At 54.8% G+C, this 20,639-nt stretch carries 17 protein-coding genes; 5 read left to right on the top strand and 12 right to left on the bottom strand.

Annotated elements, in window-relative coordinates; translation table 11 throughout:
* Positions 1 to 282 precede the first annotated feature (282 nt).
* Positions 283 to 2,679, top strand: a complete 2,397-nt coding sequence (locus KF784_06595) for a HAMP domain-containing protein (protein MBX3118716.1) — start codon at positions 283 to 285, stop codon at positions 2,677 to 2,679.
* A gap of 124 nt (positions 2,680 to 2,803) precedes the next feature.
* On the opposite strand, the gene KF784_06590 is transcribed toward KF784_06595, so the two are convergent.
* The 6 genes from KF784_06590 to KF784_06565 all read right to left on the bottom strand — a co-directional run bounded on the left by KF784_06590 (position 2,804) and on the right by KF784_06565 (position 8,820).
* Positions 2,804 to 3,514, bottom strand: a complete 711-nt coding sequence (locus KF784_06590; protein MBX3118715.1) for an SDR family NAD(P)-dependent oxidoreductase — start codon at positions 3,512 to 3,514, stop codon at positions 2,804 to 2,806.
* Entirely contained in the window at positions 3,511 to 4,356 is an 846-nt protein-coding gene (locus KF784_06585; protein ID MBX3118714.1) for a 6-carboxytetrahydropterin synthase, read from the bottom strand. The genes KF784_06590 and KF784_06585 overlap by 4 nt, the downstream gene beginning before the upstream one ends.
* On the bottom strand, positions 4,353 to 5,231 hold the full coding sequence (locus tag KF784_06580) for an ABC transporter permease (protein ID MBX3118713.1): 879 nt from the start codon (positions 5,229 to 5,231) through the stop codon (positions 4,353 to 4,355). Before KF784_06580 ends, KF784_06585 begins: the two co-directional genes overlap by 4 nt.
* Positions 5,228 to 6,280, bottom strand: coding sequence for an ABC transporter permease (locus KF784_06575; protein ID MBX3118712.1), 1,053 nt, complete (start codon positions 6,278 to 6,280; stop codon positions 5,228 to 5,230). The genes KF784_06580 and KF784_06575 overlap by 4 nt, the downstream gene beginning before the upstream one ends.
* Entirely contained in the window at positions 6,277 to 7,725 is a 1,449-nt protein-coding gene (locus tag KF784_06570; protein MBX3118711.1) for an ATP-binding cassette domain-containing protein, read from the bottom strand. The genes KF784_06575 and KF784_06570 overlap by 4 nt, the downstream gene beginning before the upstream one ends.
* 90 nt (positions 7,726 to 7,815) lie before the next feature.
* Positions 7,816 to 8,820, bottom strand: coding sequence for a BMP family protein (locus KF784_06565; GenBank protein MBX3118710.1), 1,005 nt, complete (start codon positions 8,818 to 8,820; stop codon positions 7,816 to 7,818).
* A gap of 105 nt (positions 8,821 to 8,925) precedes the next feature.
* Between KF784_06565 and KF784_06560 the strand changes: the two genes are divergently transcribed.
* Positions 8,926 to 10,260: a DUF2330 domain-containing protein gene (locus KF784_06560; GenBank protein ID MBX3118709.1), complete on the top strand. Its 1,335-nt coding sequence runs from the start codon at positions 8,926 to 8,928 to the stop codon at positions 10,258 to 10,260.
* A gap of 10 nt (positions 10,261 to 10,270) precedes the next feature.
* Here KF784_06560 and KF784_06555 read toward each other — a convergent pair whose 3' ends face one another.
* The 5 genes from KF784_06555 to murJ all read right to left on the bottom strand — a co-directional run bounded on the left by KF784_06555 (position 10,271) and on the right by murJ (position 16,343).
* On the bottom strand, positions 10,271 to 11,740 hold the full coding sequence (locus KF784_06555; GenBank protein MBX3118708.1) for a PH domain-containing protein: 1,470 nt from the start codon (positions 11,738 to 11,740) through the stop codon (positions 10,271 to 10,273).
* The gene (locus KF784_06550) at positions 11,733 to 12,233 is read right to left on the bottom strand and encodes a PH domain-containing protein (GenBank protein MBX3118707.1); all 501 of its coding nucleotides are present in this window, start codon (positions 12,231 to 12,233) and stop codon (positions 11,733 to 11,735) included. Before KF784_06550 ends, KF784_06555 begins: the two co-directional genes overlap by 8 nt.
* Before the next feature lie 1,259 nt (positions 12,234 to 13,492).
* Positions 13,493 to 13,927: an NADH-quinone oxidoreductase subunit NuoI gene (nuoI, locus tag KF784_06545; GenBank protein MBX3118706.1), complete on the bottom strand. Its 435-nt coding sequence runs from the start codon at positions 13,925 to 13,927 to the stop codon at positions 13,493 to 13,495.
* 44 nt (positions 13,928 to 13,971) lie between these two features.
* The gene (locus tag KF784_06540) at positions 13,972 to 14,502 is read right to left on the bottom strand and encodes an NADH-quinone oxidoreductase subunit B (GenBank protein ID MBX3118705.1); all 531 of its coding nucleotides are present in this window, start codon (positions 14,500 to 14,502) and stop codon (positions 13,972 to 13,974) included.
* Between the two features lie 245 nt (positions 14,503 to 14,747).
* Positions 14,748 to 16,343 carry a murein biosynthesis integral membrane protein MurJ gene (murJ, locus tag KF784_06535; protein ID MBX3118704.1) on the bottom strand — a complete coding sequence of 532 codons (1,596 nt, stop codon included), beginning with the start codon at positions 16,341 to 16,343 and terminating at the stop codon, positions 14,748 to 14,750.
* Between the two features lie 151 nt (positions 16,344 to 16,494).
* On the opposite strand from murJ, the gene KF784_06530 reads away from it, so the two are divergent.
* Together KF784_06530 and guaA are read left to right on the top strand one after the other, a co-directional pair.
* Positions 16,495 to 17,355 (top strand): hypothetical protein, encoded by an 861-nt coding sequence (locus KF784_06530; protein ID MBX3118703.1) that lies wholly within the window; start codon positions 16,495 to 16,497, stop codon positions 17,353 to 17,355.
* Positions 17,356 to 17,506: 151 nt separating this feature from the next.
* On the top strand, positions 17,507 to 19,036 hold the full coding sequence (gene guaA / locus KF784_06525) for a glutamine-hydrolyzing GMP synthase (protein ID MBX3118702.1): 1,530 nt from the start codon (positions 17,507 to 17,509) through the stop codon (positions 19,034 to 19,036).
* A 47-nt stretch (positions 19,037 to 19,083) separates the two neighbouring features.
* Here the strand turns inward: guaA and KF784_06520 are convergent, their stop codons facing one another.
* Entirely contained in the window at positions 19,084 to 19,434 is a 351-nt protein-coding gene (locus KF784_06520; GenBank protein MBX3118701.1) for a hypothetical protein, read from the bottom strand.
* Between the two features lie 412 nt (positions 19,435 to 19,846).
* Here KF784_06520 and KF784_06515 point away from each other — a divergent pair, with 412 nt between their 5' ends.
* On the top strand, positions 19,847 to 20,488 hold the full coding sequence (locus KF784_06515) for a PEP-CTERM sorting domain-containing protein (GenBank protein ID MBX3118700.1): 642 nt from the start codon (positions 19,847 to 19,849) through the stop codon (positions 20,486 to 20,488).
* Positions 20,489 to 20,639: the final 151 nt, after the last annotated feature.

Raw genomic sequence — 20,639 nt, 5'->3', positions numbered from 1 at the left:
CGTGCCAGTGTGTTACAGAGTTGTATCATGCTCTTGCTTTTATTGGACGACGATTCTATCCCGATAGACGCAAGTTTCTTTGGGACCCCTTGAAGAAATTGTTAAGGGCCGTGCCTGAAAGCTGTACTCACACGCTTTTGTGAACTCAGCGAATGAATTCCCACCACTGCATGGGGTCGAGATTGCTCCATTCCCCGCAATTTTTCAGTGTATCGCCAAAATCGGTCTCTTAACTTTCCGATACGAAGGTGGGGAGAGCAAAGCATCACGGAAGGACACTAGATGAAATCAATCCGAGCAAACTTTGGGGCTCGGCTCATTCTACTGTTCTTGTTATTTGGGCTACTACCGGCAATCGCTTTGACAATCCTGGCGCTCAGGATCACAACGGGCATCGCACAAAATGACAAGGATAGGCTTGAGTCGGCCGCTGTTACCGTTAACAGTCGCATCGAACGAAACCTATACGAACGATACGGCGACGTACAAGCATTTGGGCTGAACACCGAACTCTACAACCAAGAATATTGGTACAAGACCCAACCCGACGCTCCCCTTCGAGCGCTGATGAACCGCAACCTTGCGACTTACACGCCCATCTACCTGATGAGCATGATGGTTGATCTCAACGGACGTGTAATTGCAATCAGCAGCAAGTCGGACACGGGTGAACCGGTCAACACAGACCGCTATTTCTCAAAAAATTTCAAGGATCAAGAATGGTTCAAAAACTGCGTTTCCGGCAAGTTTTTGGAAACCGATCAACTATCGGGTACGTGGGTCGATGATGTCCAGGTCGATGAAGACATCAAGGAGATCTTCAAGACCGACGGCATGTACATCGGCTACGCCTCTCCGGTCCACGATCGCAGTGGCAAGATCATCGGCGTTTGGCGAAACTACGCCAAGATGAAAGTCGTTCAAGAGATCTTTGAGGAAGCCTATCAAGAGCTTAAACAGTCGGGCTACAAATCCGCTCACCTGACACTCATCAACGATCAAGGTGTTGTGCTCACCGACTACAACCCGATGGCCACCGGCAAAACAGAGTATGTCAACGACATGAATGTCCTCCTTAAGCGCAACTTGAAGGAAGAGGGCTACGCACCGGCAGTTCTGGCGACCTCAGACAAGAGTGGAGCTGTCGATGCCACCGACAAGAAGTCAAGCAAGGCTCTAGCTGTCGGCTATCACCGATCCCACGGCGCTCTCGGCTACGCTGGGCTTGGCTGGTCCGTCTTAGTGCAGATCGACGGCAGCGAGATCTACGCCACCGCCGCATCCACGCGAAAAATCGCCATCGCCATCGTCTTGATTGCGACAGTGCTCATCGCTGTGTTTGCCTATCTTCTCTCTAAGGCGATCGTTCGCCCGCTCAACGAGATGTCTTCAACACTCAAGGAAGTCTACGTTGGCAATACGGATGTGACGATCAAGCATCAGGGCGAGGATGAGATCGGGCTGTTGGCAAATGGATTCCGTACCCTTATCGGCAAACTGCACGAGCAGATTGGCTGGGCAAAGAACATCGCGAACGGCGACCTTCGAGTCCGTAAGGGCGAGAGCGACGAGAACGACGCTCTTGGACAGGCATTCCGAGGCATGGCCTCCACCCTGTCGACCGTTATCGGCTCTGTGAAGAGCTTTAGCAGAAGGGTATCGGGCGCGTCCGACGATCTGAAGGACACGGCAAACTCGTTCACCGAAAGCTCCAAGACGATCACCGAGCGTTCACAGACCGTCGCATCTTCGGTCTCTGACACGGCTCGCGCTGCCCACGAGGTTGCTCAGGCGTGTCAAGAGCAGGCGAATCATATCAACAACGTCGTCGCGCAAGTTCAGACCATGCACGAGGCTATGGAGAAAGTCGAAGAGATGGCTGTGAAAACTGCCGAATCGACGGTTGAGGCGACCGAAATCGCCACATCCGGCGGCCAAGCGGTTATGCAGACTCTCGACGGAATGTCGGTTATTCGAAAGACCACGGGAGAAGCCTCCAGCAAACTCACCGACCTCGAACAGAAATCGTCGCAGATCGACGAGATCGTTCGCATGATCGATGATATTGCCGAGCAGACAAACCTCCTCGCGCTCAATGCCGCTATTGAGGCAGCAAGAGCAGGCGAGCAGGGTCGCGGCTTCGCCGTCGTTGCCGAAGAGGTTCGCAAGCTCGCGGAGCGAAGCCAAACATCAACCAAGGAGATCACCGCGCTTATCCAAGAGGTTCGCACACTCGTGAGCGATTCGACCTCGGCGATGGGCCAAGCAACGGAGGCCGTCGAAGACGGCACTCGGCTTTCCGAGCTTGCTCGCGAAGCGCTGGAGAACATTCTCGAAAAGGTCGAAGAGCTTCGCAAACCCGTGGAATCGGTTACGACCCACGCCCGCGAAGTGAAGTCGATGGCGGAAGATGTTCATTCCTCGATGAACAAGGCCGCTCACGTCACCGAGCAGAACGCAGCAGCAGCGGAAGAGATGGCCGCCAGCGCCAGCGAGATTCAAGGCGCAATGGGTCAAATCTTACAGGCGACCGATCAGCAAGAAAACGCCGTGCGTGGACTCGCCGATCAGACCGAACAACTCGGGCAGATGGCGTCGCAGTTGATGCATCAAGTCGAGGAGTTCATCGTGGACTCGGATGCCGAGAAGGCACAAGCATCACCCAGAATAGCTGCCTAACGAAAGAAAGCTACCGTCCCTTACGGCCCGGATCAGTATTGATCCGGGCCGTTCGTCGATTCGGAAGTATGAATTTTTGAATAGGCAATCCAAAATCCAAAATCTAAAATCTAAAATCTAAAATCTAAAGGACGCCTTTGAGCGGCATCACTGTCAATTCTTCAACGACCATATTCCGTTGAGCGGTGACCACTTGAGCGATGACTTTGCCGATCATGTCAACCGGGATCATGTCATTGCGGTTGGGTGAAAACTCCAGGTCATCCCAAAGAGGCGTGTCCACTGCTCCGCACAGAACCGTTGTCACCAAAACCCCTCGATCGCGATACTCCTGAAGGACCACACGCCCAAATTGCAGGAGCCCGGCCTTTGTTGCCGAGTACACCGCCGAGCCTGGCAGAACCCGCGTGGCGGCCATGCTTGCCACATTCACGATGCGCCCCCCGCCCGATTCCAGCATCCAGGGCAGAATCGCCCTCGTGAGCTCAATAGGTGCGGCAAGATTGGTGTTGATCTGAACCTCAATCGACTCTTGGCTCATCTCGTGCAAAGGACCAAATGCGGCAGCGCCCGCACAGTTCACCAGCACAGGTTCAATTCCTCCAGGAAGGTCGCGAGCCGCTTGAATCACGCTGTCGCATCCCTCAGCGGTAGAGATGTCAGCTGCATGAGGAAGCGCGACTGAGCCATTTCCGGCGCACTCCTCGGCAACTTCGTGAAGCTTGTCTATGCGGCGTCCTGCCAAAATCAACTCACAGCCACGCATCGAGAGCTCGATCGCTGCTGCTCTCCCAATTCCAGTGCCTGCCCCGGTGACAATCGCTCGCTGCGTCACGGACGGGTGACCTCAAAGATGTTGCGTGCCGTTTCGAGCAGTCGAACCCGCTCAAGAGTGCCCGGAACCTGCCCGTCGAGCGATTCCCAAATCTGCTGAACCACAACTTCGCTCGTGGCAACTTTGCCTCGAAACTCCTTGAGGTCTTCGCTAAGGTTTCGGTGGTCGTAACGGTCCACCACGAGATCGTTCACGGTGGAATCCAGCGCCCCCAGGTCTACCATCATTCCCGTCTTGGGATCGGGTTCGCCCGATACGCTCACCTCAAGGATATAGTTATGCCCGTGCCCAGCGGCATTGTTGCACTTACCGAAGAGTTCGATATTCTCTGCTTCGGACATTTGCGGGACGTGTAAGCGATGCGATGCGGCGAATTCATAAGTACGCGTCAGTGTCATTTTCCAGCCTTCCTTTTCCTTGTTTAGCTCCGCCCAAAGAGTGGGTAGCTCAACCAACTTCAGCCCGGTCAGACGCGCTCCGTCGGGCATCTCACTCAGTAGTTCGCGAAAGTAAAGCAAAAGATTCTCAAGTGAACTCGAAATCTTCGCAAAATGGGGAATTTCGTCGTTGATGCTCTTCTGGTCAAACTGCCTTACGACGCGTTCTTTGAGCACGTCGTCGATCCTCTTGATGTTGACGACCATGCCGGTTTCGTGTTGCACCTTGCCTTCAACGCTGACAAACAAAGTGTAGTTGTGCCCATGGTTGTATGGGGAGGCCCACTTACCGAAAAGCTTGCGGTTTTCTTCTTCGGACAGATGGTTAAACCAGTATCGGTGCCCACTCGAAAACACCACCTTTCGGCAGAGCTTCACCGGCCAATCCCAAACGTCCATCTTCATCCTTCCCTTTTGTACGGCAGAGCAAGCGCCGCCGGTGCAGCAGTCCCCTTACCCACCAGGACCAAAACAAGCAGCGCGGCAATATACGGAAGCGCGGTAAGCGCCTGCGTGGGAATCGCAAACCCCTGCCCCTGCAAAGCAGACTGCAGCGACTCAAGATATCCAATGAGGATGGACGCCAGGAACACCGGCAGCGGCTTCCACCGCCCGAACGTCACCATAGCGATTGCCACGAATCCCTTGCCGTTCGTCATCCCCTCTGCAAAGCTACCCGCTACCCCCACACCAAGATAGGCCCCCGCCAAAGCGCCAAAGAGTCCACCAAACATCATTGCCTGCAACCTTAAGCGAGGCACCCTAAAGCCCGCTGCTTCCGCGGCCTTCGGAAACTCTCCCGCCGCACGGACGGCAAGCCCCCACCGAGTCTTAAACAGCGCGAACCAAACGATTGCCACACTCAGAACGGCAAAGGCCATGATCGGATCGAAACCTTCAAACTTTGGGAAACCATCCGACAAACTGAGCAGCTTTCCACTTTGTCCGAATTGAGCGCGATAGAGGGTGCCCGTCAATCCGAGTGCCAGCAATGTTATTGCTGTGCCGGTGACAACTTGATCGACGGCGAGCTTCACACAGAAGAATGCCGAGATGAGAGTCAGCAATAGTCCTGCGAGGACACCGACGCCAAGGCCTAACCAAATCGAACCCGTGCTGTGGGCGGTGACCACCGCAGCATAAGCGCTCGTAAGCATCACGCCTTCAAGGCCAATGTTGAGTACACCTGCCCGTTGAGTTGCCGTCTCACCCAATGCAGCCAGAGCAACCGGCGTCGCGAATAGCAAAAGCTGTGCGGGCTCAACCATGAACGGATTCAAAGCGCCTCCTCCGTCGTCACAATCCGCCCACGCCTCTTCGACCATTCTCGCAATCCGACGAAAGCCAACACGGCAATCCCTTGCATTACCAGCACAACCGTCGGACCCGATGCGCTGAATCGGGAGAGGTTTTCCGATCCTGCGAAAAGCGCACCAAAGTAAAGACTGCTGAAGATCACGCCAAATGGGTTGAGGTCGCCGAGCAACGCGACAGGAATCGCCATAAAGCCCCAGTTCTGGGCAAAGCCGTCACCTACCTGCTGGGAAACCCCGACGTATTCAACAGCCCCCGCCAGCCCACAAAGCCCTCCGGACATCAGCATCGCTCGAATCTGTACTTTGCCTGCGTCGATCCGGTTTGCCCTTGCTGCGCTCGGGTTCTCCCCCACAAGACGCAGTCGATAGCCACCTACGGTTCGGAACAGATAGATAGCGATCAGGACCGCCACGACTACGGCTATTAAGACCCCAGGGTGCAGACCTGTTTGGGGCACTAGTTCCTGAAACGCTACCGAATCGGGCAACGACTGCGAAATCGGAAGCTGCCGCTTCGTCTCTTGCACCGGGCCACGCACGGCCCACTCCACGAATCTCAAGGCGACGAAGTTCAGCAGGATCGTCGAGATGACGACCTGAACACCACGCTTCACAAACAGCCAAGCTGCCAGCCAAGCCCATAACGCGCCACCAACGACACCCATGATAAGAATCGTTAGCGTCATGAGTAACGGAGAAGGGATCGGAACTTTTGCGAACAGCCACGCCCCCGCCAGTGCACCCACCAAGAACTGCCCTTCCCCACCGATGTTGTACATCCCAGCCCGCCACGCCAGCACCATCCCCAACCCGCAAAGCAGCAACGGCGTCATCTTGATGAGGGTTCGGGCAATGCCGTAAGAATCGCCGAACGCTCCCGAAGCAAGGAGCCTTAGCGACTCCACCAACGGCAAGCCAAGCGCGGCAAGAACGATGACGAGGAGAACGAAAAGCGAAGCCAAGACACCAAGAAATCGAAGGATGCCCTGTGTGATGGGGTGGCTCCTGTTCACGAACTCCCCCCTACCAAAGCCTCTGCACCTTCGCCCTCCGCAAGCTGCCCGCGAGAAAGAAATACAGTACGGTCTGCCAGCGCTGCGAGCTCGTCAAGATCGGTCGAAATCAGGACGACAGCGGCGCCTGCCTTGGCTGCTTCGAGGATCGTGCGGTGAACGTAGTCAGTGGCCTGAATATCAAGCCCACGTGTAGGATTGACGGCGACGATCAGCTCTGGAGTTTCGTCAAGCGAGCGGCTTACGACTACCTTCTGCTGATTACCACCACTTAGCGAGCCAGCAAGGTCGCTTGACGACTCGGCCTTGATCTGAAACCGTTTGACGAGCGCCTCTGACCATTCCCGTATCGGCCCCGACTTCAACAGGGGGCCGACCCGAAAAGCCGCTCGCCGATGACCGGTCATCAGCATATTCTCGCGTATCGTCATCGTCGGGGCGATGCCATCTCGCCGACGGTCTTGAGGGATGTAAGCGATCCGTTTGGGCCAGCTCTCTTGCCCCTCCCAATGCACGACTCCACCGCGAATAGGGCGCACCTGGGCTAGTGCCTCAGCAAGCTCCACTTGCCCGTTGCCGTCCACCCCGCCTATGCCAAGAATCGTCCCCTTATCTACCGAAAGCGCGAGGCTCTTGATCGCTTGCTCGCCTCGGTCACCCTTTACGATCAGGTCGGTAACGGTGAGCCCTGGGCCCTGTCCGGCCTTCCCTTCCTTGTTTAGTTCAGCGGGCAGTTCGCCAACCATCCACTCGGCAAGCTTGGTTGGGGTGACTTCTTCAATCGGCGCTGTTGCGACAAATCGTCCCTTTCGCAGAACCGTGACCCGGTCGGCGATTGCCATGACTTCGCTGAGCTTATGGGCGATGAGGATTATAATCTTCCCTTCGGCCTTCAGCTCACGCAAAACACGGAAGAGGTCCTCCACCTCCTCTTGCGAGAGGGTTGCCGTTGGCTCGTCGAAGATGATGGCCTGAGCGGACGAATCCAGCGCCTTCACGATCTCGATCCGTTGCTGGGTCCCTACCGGCAATGCCCTTACTTTTGTTCGAGGGTCAAGCACCCACCCTAGCTTGGCGGCAAGCTGAAGCGGTTTGTTTGCGCGCTGATGGACGTTGACCAATCCGCGAAACGTATCCAATTCGGCAAGAACGAGATTCTCGGCGACGGTGAATTCGGGCACCAGTGTGAAGTGTTGGTGGACCATAGCAATCCCGGCCTTCTTACATCGGTCGGGACGCCCGTAAGCGATCTCCTTGTCGTCCAGCGCGATGCGTCCAGCATCAGGCTGCATGAACCCGGCGAGCAGATTCATCATCGTGGATTTGCCCGCGCCGTTCTCGCCAAGCACGGCATGGATTTCACCTGGGGAGAAGGTTGCAGAAACGTCAACAAGCGCCTGGACAGGACCGAACGCTTTACTCAGGCCGGTGGCGATGAGGCTCAATTGGGGCTCCTGCCAGAAGGATTGACTCCCTCCCCTGCCCCTCCCTCATTCAGTCTATGACGTTGATGAGGGAAGGGGATTTGGGCGGCGCTAAAACTCATCCTTTGGAACGACAAGTGTGCCGTCGGTGATCTGCTTCTTCAGTTCGTCTAACTTGGCCTTGACCTCTGCTGGAACCTTGTCGGCGAGCTTAGGATTGAGGATGAAGTCAATCGCACCCTGCTGCATATCTTTTAGAACGACCGATCCCTTATACTTGCCTTCCTTAACCTCCTTGGCAAGCTCCAGAAACGCCGGTCGAGCGATGATCGTGGCCGATGCGATCACAGTGGGACCGTCTTCGTTCTGATTCCAATTCGCCCCAAAACAGTACACATTCTTCTCTTTGCAAGCCCCGAAAATACCCGGCGCGGCTGCGTTGGCCTGATGGATGACAAAGTCCGCGCCTTGACTGATTGCCGTAAGGGTGGACAGTTTTGCCTCCGCAATGTCTGTGCCGCCCTGGATGAACTTCTCGATGACGACAATCCCCGGCCTTGCCGCCTCAGCCCCCGCCTTAAATCCTTTGAAGGTTGAGACAATCGAAGGGTAGTTGAGGCCCACCATCGCCACCTTGCCGGTCTTGGTCATCATCCCTGCCATATAGCCGCAAAGGTAGAAGCTCTGCTCCAGGTAGAAGCGGAACGCCCCCACATTCTCAGCCGTCATTCCGCCCGAGGAACTGATAAAGATGGTGTTCGGAAACTCCTTGGCAATCTCCGCCGCGGGCTCGTTGTATTCGTAGCCATGCCCAAACACGAGCTTGTAGCCCTGCCTTGCGTAGCTGCGCATGCTGTCCTTGATCTGGGGTCCCGTTGCCTGCTGATTGTCAACCCGGGCGCTCATTTCGCCTTCGATGGCCTTGAGGCCGTCATACGCCAAAGCGCTCCAGCCTTGATCGGAGACCGGTCCGGGAGTGAGCAGAGCGACCTTAAACTCCGCCTCACCCTTTGCGGCATCTCCCCCGGTCGAAGTTTGATCCGGCTCCTTCGATCCGCCCGAACATCCCACAACCAACAGCAGCGATAAAGCCGCCAATGAACTCCATACCTTCATGTCAAGATTCTACGCTGTTCGGGCAGAAAAAGGGTGGGCAAGCTGTCGCGAGTTTGAACGAACTAAAGTGCGTCTACAATACGCTCTAATTACAAGCGTGAGGAAATGAACAGAATTGCCAGCGCCCTTTTGCTCCTGTTGCTGACAACATGCCTGAGCTTCGCCGATGGTAAAGCCTTCTCAGCGAAACTCCTGCGTGAGAAAAACCCCAGCATCCCCACTCAGCGCGCCATCCTAAAGTACGAAGACGGCATCGAAACGATGATCGTTGAATCCGCCATCGCGGGACCCAAGGGAGAGTATGGCTGGGTGGTTCCCGTGCCCTCGAAACCGCTTTTTGTCAAACCGGTAAGACCAGAGTATTTAAGGGAAAGCTTTCGCCGAGTGCGCCCAAGTGTCCAACCTCTATATCCTCCCGACACATTTGCGTACTTCTTCTGTTTCCTTATCACAATCCTGGCGCTTACTTTTGCGCTGCGATACCGCAAAGGTGTGCGCACCTCACGTGTGACGGGCCTAATTGGCGAGATCCTCGTAGTTCTCTTGATCTCCATTCTCTTCCCTGTCTTCGGGGGCGGTGACTCCACAAAGGGCATCGTGGGGCACCAAAACTACGGGACGATCGGAGCTTACGAAGTGAAAGCCATTCAGGATGAGGACGGAACCGCCGTACTCGACTGGTTAGATACGAACGGATTTCATATCCCTGATGAGTCCCGGGCTGCGGTCAAAGATTATGCGTCTGAGGGGTGGTGGTTCCTCGTCAGCCGTTTCCGCAAGGACTCCGAGACAAGCCTGCCTGCGCATCCGCTGAAGGTTGTTTTCAAATCCGACAAGCTCGTCTATCCGATGCGGCTGACGGGCACCCAAGGCACGGATGTCTATCTGGAGTTGCTTGTCATCGCGGAACAGCAGGCCAACATCCCTCAACTCCGGCTGCGAAGTCGAGCGTCAGGAAGCTTGAACGTGCGAGTCCCTGGACAAAAACCTGAAGAGGGCGAAATCTATAGCGAGTGGAACGGCACAGCGTACACCGTTGCACAGAATGACGACGTACGCACGTACTACAACGGCGCTGTGAGACCCGATCAGATGAAAGAGGACTTTCACATCACACTAGAGCCTATGCAGGGCGAGTTCACCGCAACAATGTTCGACCGAGAAGAAGCGAAAACGGCAATCTGGCATCAAGCCATCTATGCTCTGCCTTTTGTCAGCATCGGCCTGGGTGGGCTGCTGCTTTTCGCCAAGCAACGAGTAGGACGACTTACCGCCATTGCAGCGGGGGCCACAGTCTTGCTTTCCTCAATCTATGGGCTTGGTTGGTACGGATCCGTCGAAAAGGTCGAGACCGTCAAACTGTCACGACAGAAGTATATGGAACTGAATGAAGCTGACCGTGAACTGGACCGCAGTGTCAGGCAGTCAAGAAAGCGGTAGCTACGTAGGCTCACAGCCCTCCTAACGTGTGCGGCCCCTGCTTGGCATAAATCTCTGACAATCTTTGCTGGACCTGAAGGGCAACATCATAGTCCAGATCGTGGATCACGATGTGCGAACCGGTCGCTGCCGCGCTAAAGATGTCAATGCTCGCCAGCCCCAACCATCGCTGAGTGAGCGTGCGCCGGAGGGTGTAGTGCTGCACACGCTGGATTGGCATCAACGCAACCTCCTTTTGAAGCATGCCCTGCCGAGATGCGATGTAGTTCTCGTTTAGCGCATAACCGACATACCGGTACCTTAGAAATCCGGTCATGATCGCGATGACCGCGATAATCGGCAAAGCAAAAAAGGCGAGCGAGTGCAGCCAAAACCAAAGCGGCGTCACGATGAAAATGCTTAGTGAGATGAAGCTCCCAAAAGCAGCACGTCGAATCATTTTCCGGCTCACCTGATACCAAGCCAGCGAGAAGAACGCGAAATCGGGAAACACGAGTTTTCCGATCCTCTCAATGTCGTCGATGGGAAGAATAGGGCACAGGTTGCTCGCTCCCGCTGCCTCTTTGTCGTCAAAAGAGCCTGCCGTATACGAGAACACTTCACAGTAGTCAAAGAACCGAAAGAACATCGGCTGCACGATGCGGACCTGCTGAACGCGCCCAAGCGGGATGATCGAGCGTATGTGAGTCAACAGCCCTCGGGTGACCATCAACCCTTTCGTATGCCGTTCGATCCGAAACCCGTAGAACCTCAAAGCCGAATAGCCAATGGACAGAAGCCACCCAACGATGATCAACCCCAAAAAAGCCGCCGCGCTGAGCAACGCACCAATCACGGGGTTTGTGTGGGAGAGCAAGTTCACAACCGGTTTGAAAGCCCCCCGGGCCAAACCCTCATACTGGGATGCGCCTGCGACACCGGCAATGATAAACAAGGCCCGGTTCCTGAGCGCTCCCGACAGCAGAATCTGTTTGGTCGTAAGCGAGAAAAGCTCCGGCTGAACGGGCGGTTTCTCGGCGTCCTCTTCAATCGCTGCTTGCTGAAGCAAGATTTGCTGAAGTGCATGCGCGTCGTCGATCCCAAGCGCGTCGAGCTGTCCTTCAACACCGTTGCTCGCCGCTGTTTCAACCATGACGGCGGCGGCCTTCATTATTCGATGCCAAACGGTCTGCTTGATATTGACGTTCTGAATGCGAGAAAGCGGAATCGTGCGCCTCTGCTTCCAGATCACCCCTTTTTGGATAATCAGAGAGTCCGCTTGGATGAAGAATGTAGTGGAGATGTACGCCAGGATTGGACCGATAAGCAACAGCGGGCCGACGCACGCCATCACGATCAGAACGACAAGCTCGCTCTTATCTTCACTACCCTTGAAGCTAAAGTAGAGCGCGGCGACAAGCGGCCAAAGCGCATGGCGAATGTAAGTGCCGACGCCTATGACGATGCTGGCGATATGAAGTCGTCGCGGCTGATCAAACATGCTTGGCCTGCGACTCCACCAACATGTCGCGAAGTTCGTCGGCCTCTTCAGGCTTTAGTCCAGGAATCGAACCTACCGAACCCATTGCACCCGCCACAAAGAGAGAGACTTGCACCAGCCCGAACCGACGGTCGAGCGGGCCAGAATTGACGTCCACGTGCTGGACGCGATCGCGCGGGACGAACCGTTTGGTTTGCCAAAGCACTCCCCACGAAAGAATGATCTCGGTGGGAGTGACCTCATAAGTCCAATTCTCCCACTGACGCTTCACCATGAACGCGGAGAACGCCCACAGGCTAAGGAAAAAGATCGGAGCAAGCAGGGGAAAGCTCCAAGGGACAAGATCTTGCCTCACGAAGAGGTACTCGCCGCCGCTCGCCACAATTGCAAGGATCAGAAACGTCATTGAGTTCGAGAAGAGCCACACCTTTCGGATTCCAGGATGGATGGGGCGTGGGCCCTCGGTTGTACGTATTGCCAGTTCGCCGTTCATGAATAGTCGCTATTCTATTACGTTCTGGCATGGCAACGGGGTGCAGTCGGGATCAACCTTGGTCCGTTTTGTAGCGCTTGTTGATTTCGTCAGGAGAAGAAAAGAGCAGTTTTTCGTCGGTGAACAGAGCATCTTTTGATTTCTTGGGGCTCTGAAGCACGGGGTCAGGCAGTCGCAGTCTGGGCTATTGGGGCAAAGTCCTCGACGCTTGATAATGGGCCGCCCCCGAACATGGGCGGGCATTCACAGCTTTGTAGGGATAGGACCGTCGTATACTGTGAGCATCGGTCTGAGTGCGTCGGCTTCACGGGTGGGCGTATGATGCTGGCAAGAGAATTGATGTGCGCGGTTCTGAGGCATCCAACATTCCATGTACATCCCTCAAGCCTTCTATAGTAAACGAAAGGAAACAAGATTGCGTAACGTCATCGCTCTGTCCGTTGGGACAACATGTCCGATCATGGTCCTAATGTACGAATTTGGCATGTTTGGTGCTTTCTTCGTGGGTATTTTAATAGTCGCTAGTCTGACCATTGCTCCGATCTCAATTGTCTTATTAATAACGACTATTTTGCGCGAATCATCTTGGAAGCTCCTTGCCCCTTCACTGGCTCTACTTGTGGTAAATATCCTACTGTTCTTGCTTTCAGCAATCAATATAGTGTCTGGAGTGCTTGGATTCAATGCCTAATATTTCATTCGTCTTTTGAATTTCTCTGATGTGATATATAGGATTAGAATAGATATCAATAGGCTCGTTCGGCAAGTTATGGTTGTGCTTTTTGAACTCCCTGAAACAACATAGTTATAAGAGTGTCAAATGAAACGAAAGGAACTAATTCTCTGCGGAATCATCACGGCGTCGATGCTTTTAGCCGTCTTTCTATTCTTTAGTATGATTTATGACACTTCTGAAGAAGAGCAACAAGCAAGGAATCTAATTGGGCAACCTTGGGGCCAAGTACGCAAAAATATTTGGCCAGCCTGAATCAGAACTCAGTGCAGCGGACTTTAACAACAACCATAGACAGAACATCAGTCATTCCTATAAACCATCGGACATCCCCTCCTCTGAAGGTACGGTTAATATATATCGATTAACACCGACAATTATTGTTTTCTATGAAAGTAAGGGGACTGTTCAAAAGGTCTACATAGGCAAGACATAGTCCTCGTGGAAAGTTGACGGACTCTGTGCCATGAATGAAGGGCGTTGATGGTTGTGCATCCAACGACATCACAAACGTCAAGCCCGGACACTAACCTTGATTCGTCTGGTAGCACTCGTCCGCTTCGCCAGGATGCTTTTCGAGAAGCATTTCCTTGGTGAAAAGCGCATCTTCCCGGTTATAGACCGACAACTCAAAGTTCTGCCGCAGAACAATCGCCCCGGTCGGACAAGCTTCCTGACAATAACCGCAGAAGATACACCGCAACATGTTGATCTCGTAGCGCGTGGCGTAGCGCTCGCCGGGCGAGTATCGCTCTTCGTCCGTGTTCTCAGCAGCTTCAACGTAGATACAGCGCGCCGGACATGCCCCCGCGCAAAGCGAGCAGCCGATGCACTTCTCCAGACCGCTTTCGTAGCGAGTGAGAAAGTGTCGCCAACGAGTGCGCTGATAGTGCTCACGCCGCTCCTCGGGGTACTGAACCGTAATCTTCTTATGCTTAAGCCGCTTTGCCGTGATGCTCATGCCGCTCAAGATCGGCTTGACGACGCTGCCAAAGAGTCCAACGCTCACGATTTGACCTCTTCAAGCTGTCGCGGATTGATCTCAATCAGCCGGAGATCGCTAAACGACTTCGCCTTGCTTCGCTTGATCTTCTCCTGAAGCTTCATGATGCCGTAAATGAGAGCGTCGGGCGAGGGCGGACAACCGGGGACATAAACGTCGACCGGAACCACCTGGTCAGCACCCTGCACGATCGCATAGTTGTTATAAACGCCGCCCGTGCTGGCGCAGGCGCCCATGCTGATCACCCATTTGGGTTCAGGCATCTGGTCGTAAATCTGTCTGAGCACCGGAGCCATCTTTTTGCTCAGCCGACCGGCGATGATCATGACGTCGGCCTGCCGGGGCGTTGCGCGGAAGGCTTCCGAACCGAAGCGGGCAAGGTCAAATCGCGCGGCAACGGTGGACATCATTTCGATGGCGCAGCATGCGAGGCCAAAGGTCAAGGGCCACAGTGCGTTGGCGCGAGCCTGGTTCAAAAGGGACTCTACAGTAGTGACAATGACGTTGCCGCCGCCCTGTGTATCGCCGATCATCGGCGTGGAGCTGTCATGGAAAACGATCGTTTCAACTCTCTTCGGCATGATGCGGGCTTTAGTTTACCGGAAGGTGGTTGGTAAGAAGTTTTGGATTTAGGATTTTGGATGTTGGGTTGGGAGAAGCAACCACCTGCCGACCACTTGCCGACTACCTGCCGACCACCTGCCGACCACCTGCCGGCCACCTGCCGACCACCTGCCGGCCACCTGCCGACTACTTGCCGACCACCTGCCAACCCTTCTCAACGCCCCTTCCGATCCAACTTCTTCATCGCCCGATCAAGAACCGCAGCTTCCGGCATCTTGAGCAACTTGGTCGCGTAGTAGAAAGCCCAAGCTGCAATCAGCCCGAAGAAAGCCGTGAAAGCAAGCGTCCAGCCCTTCCCTACCGGGCCAAAAATTGCTGCTGCGGCCTGCAATAACCCAAACGCGACGGCGCCAGCCACAAGCGCAGCTAAACACGCCTTGGCGAACGTGACGGCGATACCTTCGTAGTCCAAGCCCCCCGCGATGGGTTTCACAGCGATCAACATCCCAATCGCAAGGACAATCGCGGCGAGTGAACTCGCGAGGGGCAGCGCGGCATAGCCAAGTGCTGTCGCCTTCAAAACAAACACAAGACCGATGAAGACACCGGTTGTGAGAGTTCCCAGAATGATGGGAGTGACAGTCTTTTGCGCAGCAAAGAAACCGCGCATCAGCACTGGATGCATACACCAGGCTGGGATACCGATAGCGAACCAGCCAAGCAACATCGCCACCTGGGCAGTGTCTCCAGAATGAAACTTTCCATGCTCAAAGAATGAGGACACAACCGGAACCGCCATGACATAAAGCAAGGCTGCTGAAGGCACACTGAGGTAGATGGTTGTTCGCAGCGAGGCGGCAAGCTGGTGCCGGAAGAGGTCCATCTGCCCTTGAGCAAAAAACTGGCTCAAGGCCGGAAAGACAGCTATTGCCAACGACTGTCCAAAAATCCCCAGCGGAGCCTGCATGAGCTGGTTGGCATAGTTCAACCAGGTGTTCACACCCTCTTCGTAATAGGCGCCAAAGAATCGCATCAAGATCGCGAACACCCCGGGCAGGGAGAGCCCGAGAATGACCGGCAGCATCAATTTGAAGACCTTCCGCACGCCGTCATGTCGGGTGTCGAGGCTGAAACGATAGCTCGATCCCAACTTGCGCATCGCCAAGAGTGGGATGACCAAATTGCCAAGGACCGCACCGATCAGCGCTCCCCAAGCCATGCCAATAATTCCCGGGGATACGAAGTGCGAGATGATAACTGCCCCACCGATGATGCCGAGATTGTAGATGTTTGGGCCAAGCCCCGGAGCGGCGAAGATCTGCCGAACGTACAAGGTGCCAAAAAGAATGCCACCAATGAAGAAGGCAAGCTGAGCGGGCAATAAGATCCGGCTCATGTGGGTGATGTACGGCAGCAGATCTTCTTGACCCGTCTTCAGCTTTCCTGCCGCGATCATGTCGCTCAGCTGCGGTGCAAAGATCTCCGCCGCAATAACGAAACCCGTAATGACGAGCGCCATGATCGTCACCACCGAGCTAAATACCTTCCAAGCGTCCTCCTTCCGGTCCGTGTGCCAATACTCGCTGAACACAGGGATGAACGCCGAACTCAGCGCGCCGCCTGCGATCAAGAAGAACAACAGATCGGGAACGCTGAACGAAAGAACGTAGGCGTCGGTATATCCGCTCGCACCGAACATGCCCGACATCACCGACTCCCGAACCAGACCGAGAATCCTGCTGAGGAAGAGACTCAGCACCATTATCGTCCCGGCACGGCCGACGTTCGGAGCATTTGATTCGGTGGACACTGCCGCTGATTTAACCCCTTAACCGGCGTCGGCGTTGCGGACTGGGTGCCGTTCAGCCCTTGATTCAACACAAAAATACGCAGGAAGCGGTGCAGACAGCGAAGGAACTTCGTCTGGATTGTCGAATCGTGGGATTTGGGAAGGATACGTTATGAGTCAAACACCTTATGTTTCACCGATGGGGGGCCCCGGAACTCCATCTGGCCGTGTGCGCCTCGAAGTCATTGGAGAAGCGTGGAATTACTACAGCAAAAACTTCGTGCCTTGGATATTGGCAGGTCTGATTTACTTGTTCGTTGTAGGCGCAATCTTCTTTATCTGTTATGGTCTAATCTTCGCGATCTTAGGCACGATGCTTGAGAGCGCAGGCGGGCTCGCCATCTTCCTGACCAGTGGCATGATCATGGCTGGCTTCGCGATTGCGATGGCTGCTGGAGCAGTAATCATGGGCGGCGCAACACGGATGGCTCTCAACGAGATTCGTGGCATAAAGGCCGAAGTAGGGATGGTCTTTTCGGAAACGGGAAGAATCGGCGACCTCATCATTGCCCAACTTATTATCGGCATCGTCGGTACTTTCGGGATGATGTGCTGCTACATTCCAGGCTTCATTTGGTACGGGCTCACTTTGCTTACAGTGCCACTCATCATTGACCGCAAGATGTCTGCACTTGATGCCATCAAAACAAGCATCGAGACGATGAAGAGCCAGTTAGGCATGGCGACAATAACCTATGTTGTGCTCAGTATCATCGCCGGATTCTGTTCAATCTTAACTCTGCCGCTCTACTTCTTGGGCGTGACGGGTGTGTACAAAGACATGATCGGTCTCGCTGACGGCGGACCAGTCGCGGCGCCTATGGCCCCAGCTGCACCGGTCACGGAGGCTCCCGCAGCCCCTGCCGCCCCGGAAGCCCCAGCAGAACCGGCCGCACCGGTAGAGCCAGAAGCTCCTGCTGATCCGGCTCCCCCGACGGACGAAGCGCCGCCAAGCGACGAGCCGAATCCTTAGCCTAATGAACCTCCAACCAATACCCCCTTGGCTCAATGCCAAGGGGGTATTTTCATGTCATAGCATGGGCGCAGAGCGCTTAACTGGGCATTCCGATACGGCAGGCTTGCGGCGGAGCCCCCCCAACCGCCAAACTCATCCATAACAAACCATGACCCACCAGACCGTCTTAGTTGTCGACTTCGGAGGCCAGTACACACAGCTCATCGTCCGCAGAGTGCGCGAGCTCAACGTCTACAGCGAGATGGTGCCGTGGATGTGCGCCGCCGACAAGATTCGCGAGATGAAGCCGGACGCCGTCATCCTTAGCGGTGGGCCCAAGTCCGTCCTCGGTGAGGGCGCACCCGACCTCGACTTTAGCATCCTCGAAGGTCTGCCCGTTCTCGGCATCTGCTACGGGATGCAGCTCATGGCGCATCGTATGGGCGGACGGGTTGAAAAGTCGAACGACCGCGAGTATGGCTTCCGACATTTGCAGAGTGTGCTGCCAAATTCTGCCCCCTCTTTTCTCTCAGGATCGCAGGTCTGGATGAGTCACGGAGACCAAGTGATGGATACCCCGTCGGGTTTTCACAAAACGGCGCAGACGGACAGTTGCCCAGTAGCTGCTTTTGAGAATGCCGAACTGAAAATGGTCGGTGTTCAGTTTCATCCCGAAGTCAGTCATACCCCAGGGGGCATGAATGTTCTCCGATATTTCCTGCTCGACGTTGCCGGACTAAAAGGCGACTGGACTTCCCAGAATTTCATCGACGAAGAGGTCGAAAAAATCCGCGAGCAGGTCGGTCCTGACGGGAAAGTTCTCTGCGCTGTATCGGGAGGAGTCGATAGCTCCGTCATGGCCGCATTGCTCATCAAAGCGATTGGCGATCGAGCGGTTTGTGTGTTCGTGGATCACGGACTGCTCCGAAAGAATGAGGCCGCCCAAGTGGAGGAAACCTTTGGCGGGCACTTCAACGCAAACATCAAAGTCTTCCACGAGCACGACCGCTTTTTCGGCGCTCTCAAGGGTACATCCGAGCCAGAAGCCAAGCGCAAAATCATCGGCGAGCAGTTTGTCCACGTTTTCGAGGATCACGCCAAAGAGCTGAGCGGATGCGACTGGCTCGCCCAGGGCACTCTGTATCCCGACGTGATCGAATCGGGCTCACCCACAGCGGCAAAGATCAAGACTCACCACAACGTCGGCGGCCTACCTGCATGGATGCAGATGAAGCTAATCGAACCTTTGCGCTGGCTTTTTAAGGATGAGGTCCGTGCTGTTGGACGAAAGCTCGGTCTGCCCGACGATATGGTGGATCGCGAGCCGTTCCCCGGCCCCGGCTTGGGCGTGCGCATCCTTGGCGAGGTTACTCCTGAGCGGGTGAAGATGACTCAAGACGCAGACTGGATCTTCCGGCAGGAACTTCGAAAACATGACCTGCACAAGGGGATTTGGCAATCGTACGCGGCGCTCTTGGACGTTCGCAGTGTGGGCGTGATGGGTGACGAGCGCACCTATGAACAGCCGATCGTGCTGCGCGCTGTCCAGAGCGAAGATGCGATGACGGCAAGAGCCGTGCACATTCCGTTTGAGATTCTCGAGCACATCGCAACGCGAATTGTGAACGAGGTGAACGGAGTGAACCGAGTGGTCTACGATCTCACCAGCAAACCCCCAGCGACGATTGAGTGGGAATAGCTCTGGGTCTTGTTCGGCTCAAACTGCCTTCCTATAAAGACCAAACCTTACGCGGTCATCTGACGGTCAAGGTAACTCTGATATAGCCGGATCACGGCATCGGCGTTGTTGCGGGCCGCCGCTTCAGTAATCAGGGATTCTGGAACGCTAAACTCTCGTGTCGAGATTCGGAAGTCAACATACTCCGCTCTCAGACGAATAAAGTCTTCGTAGGCATCCTCTGGCACCTCGCGCATCTCGATAAGGCCCAAGGCGCTTTGCCAAGCTTCCTTTACGGCGAGCTGAACCGAACCTTCGTGATTCTGAAGGATCTCAACACCAATTCCCCAGAGCCGCCAAAAGCGTTCCTCTTTCATTCTCTCTGAGTGCGTCAACTTGACCTCTTCGCTCCTGCTCATGCTTCAGACACCGTTGGCGTTATTCCGCGCCAATCAAGAATTATTCGGAAGTTTTCTACCATGCGCGTAGACCCATCTGAATCATTGCGCAAAACTTGGCAGAACACAATAGTTGGTTTGCACCTGTTCACCCCGTGAACGAGCCGGCTGGCAACCAGCCGGTAACATGCGGCCAGAACCGCGAAGCTAAGCATCTCCAACAGTCCTATTGGTTGACTGGAGTTTATGTTATCGCAAGATTAAGCTTATTACTTGTTTGACTTCAACCGTTTAATAGAAAGTTAAACATCTTTAATAAGAAATTAAGATCATGAATACTTCCTCGTTTTGATCGACGAGCCACAGTACAGTATGTCTGGGATGAGGCAGTCAACTCATTCACTCCATGTACTGGTTGAAAGGAGGAGGATATATGAAAAAATTACTTCTGTGTGTGATTGTTGGTGTTAGCGCGAGCGCTCATGCTACTTTAATAGGTTATTGGAATTTCAATAATCAAGACTTCACTCGAAACGATGGACTTGCCGCTGCTGGTGCGCAGGTTACGACGACCGTTGATAACATCTCTTGGTTTTCTGGGTCAACGCTGAACGCCTTAAATGGCGATATCGCCGGTGTTGCCTTTTGCCCGGTAGGAAATGTACAGAACGGTCGGACGATGACAGTCTCGTTCAGCTCAGCCGCAATGTCCTTCAGCGACATTGTCGTCAGCTACGACACTCGTGGGACCAGCACTGGCTTTGCCAACAATAGCTGGTCTTACAGCACCGACGGCGTGAACTTCAACACACTTGCTGGCTCGACTTACGACCAGCGCGACACGGTCTTCGTTACTCGATCATTCGCGTTCACACCTCTGGCAAGCGAGCAGAATGTTTGGCTTCGGCTTACTTTCGATGGTGCGACGGGAGCGTCGGGCAATAACCGAATCGACAATCTCCAGGTCAATGCAACGGCAACACCGGTCCCCGAGCCTGCTTCGATGCTGGCGCTTGCGGTCGGTCTTGGCGGCGCTCTTCGACTTCGTAGAAGAAATCAATCCAATCGTAAATGAACCCGCTTAGCCGAGTGCACATGTCCCATTGGCGCACTCTGCGCCGCCGCCTTCCCGCCGTCTCCAACGGCGGGAAAGCCCAAATCCTTGCTTACGAACAGACATCGTTAGCAAAAGAGAGTCCGCCCATAAACCGGACCCCAACGACAGG

The organism is Fimbriimonadaceae bacterium (genome assembly GCA_019638775.1).
In the GTDB taxonomy this organism is placed as follows: Bacteria; Armatimonadota; Fimbriimonadia; order Fimbriimonadales; family Fimbriimonadaceae; genus JAHBTD01.
Note: the sequence above shows the minus strand (reverse complement) of the source record. Positions and strands in the feature narration are given on the sequence as shown.

What these genes read in the sequence shown, in the direction of transcription:
- KF784_06555 (MBX3118708.1), bottom strand. Translation starts at nt 11,740, where the DNA reads ATGTTTGATCAGCCGCGACGACTTCATATCGCCAGCATCGTCATAGGC.
- KF784_06515 (MBX3118700.1), top strand. Translation starts at nt 19,847, where the DNA reads ATGAAAAAATTACTTCTGTGTGTGATTGTTGGTGTTAGCGCGAGCGCT.
- nuoI (MBX3118706.1), bottom strand. Translation starts at nt 13,927, where the DNA reads ATGAGCATCACGGCAAAGCGGCTTAAGCATAAGAAGATTACGGTTCAG.
- KF784_06595 (MBX3118716.1), top strand. Translation starts at nt 283, where the DNA reads ATGAAATCAATCCGAGCAAACTTTGGGGCTCGGCTCATTCTACTGTTC.
- KF784_06530 (MBX3118703.1), top strand. Translation starts at nt 16,495, where the DNA reads ATGAGTCAAACACCTTATGTTTCACCGATGGGGGGCCCCGGAACTCCA.
- KF784_06565 (MBX3118710.1), bottom strand. Translation starts at nt 8,820, where the DNA reads ATGAAGGTATGGAGTTCATTGGCGGCTTTATCGCTGCTGTTGGTTGTG.
- guaA (MBX3118702.1), top strand. Translation starts at nt 17,507, where the DNA reads ATGACCCACCAGACCGTCTTAGTTGTCGACTTCGGAGGCCAGTACACA.
- KF784_06540 (MBX3118705.1), bottom strand. Translation starts at nt 14,502, where the DNA reads ATGATCGGCGATACACAGGGCGGCGGCAACGTCATTGTCACTACTGTA.
- KF784_06560 (MBX3118709.1), top strand. Translation starts at nt 8,926, where the DNA reads ATGAACAGAATTGCCAGCGCCCTTTTGCTCCTGTTGCTGACAACATGC.
- KF784_06585 (MBX3118714.1), bottom strand. Translation starts at nt 4,356, where the DNA reads ATGAAGATGGACGTTTGGGATTGGCCGGTGAAGCTCTGCCGAAAGGTG.
- KF784_06550 (MBX3118707.1), bottom strand. Translation starts at nt 12,233, where the DNA reads ATGAACGGCGAACTGGCAATACGTACAACCGAGGGCCCACGCCCCATC.
- KF784_06520 (MBX3118701.1), bottom strand. Translation starts at nt 19,434, where the DNA reads ATGAGCAGGAGCGAAGAGGTCAAGTTGACGCACTCAGAGAGAATGAAA.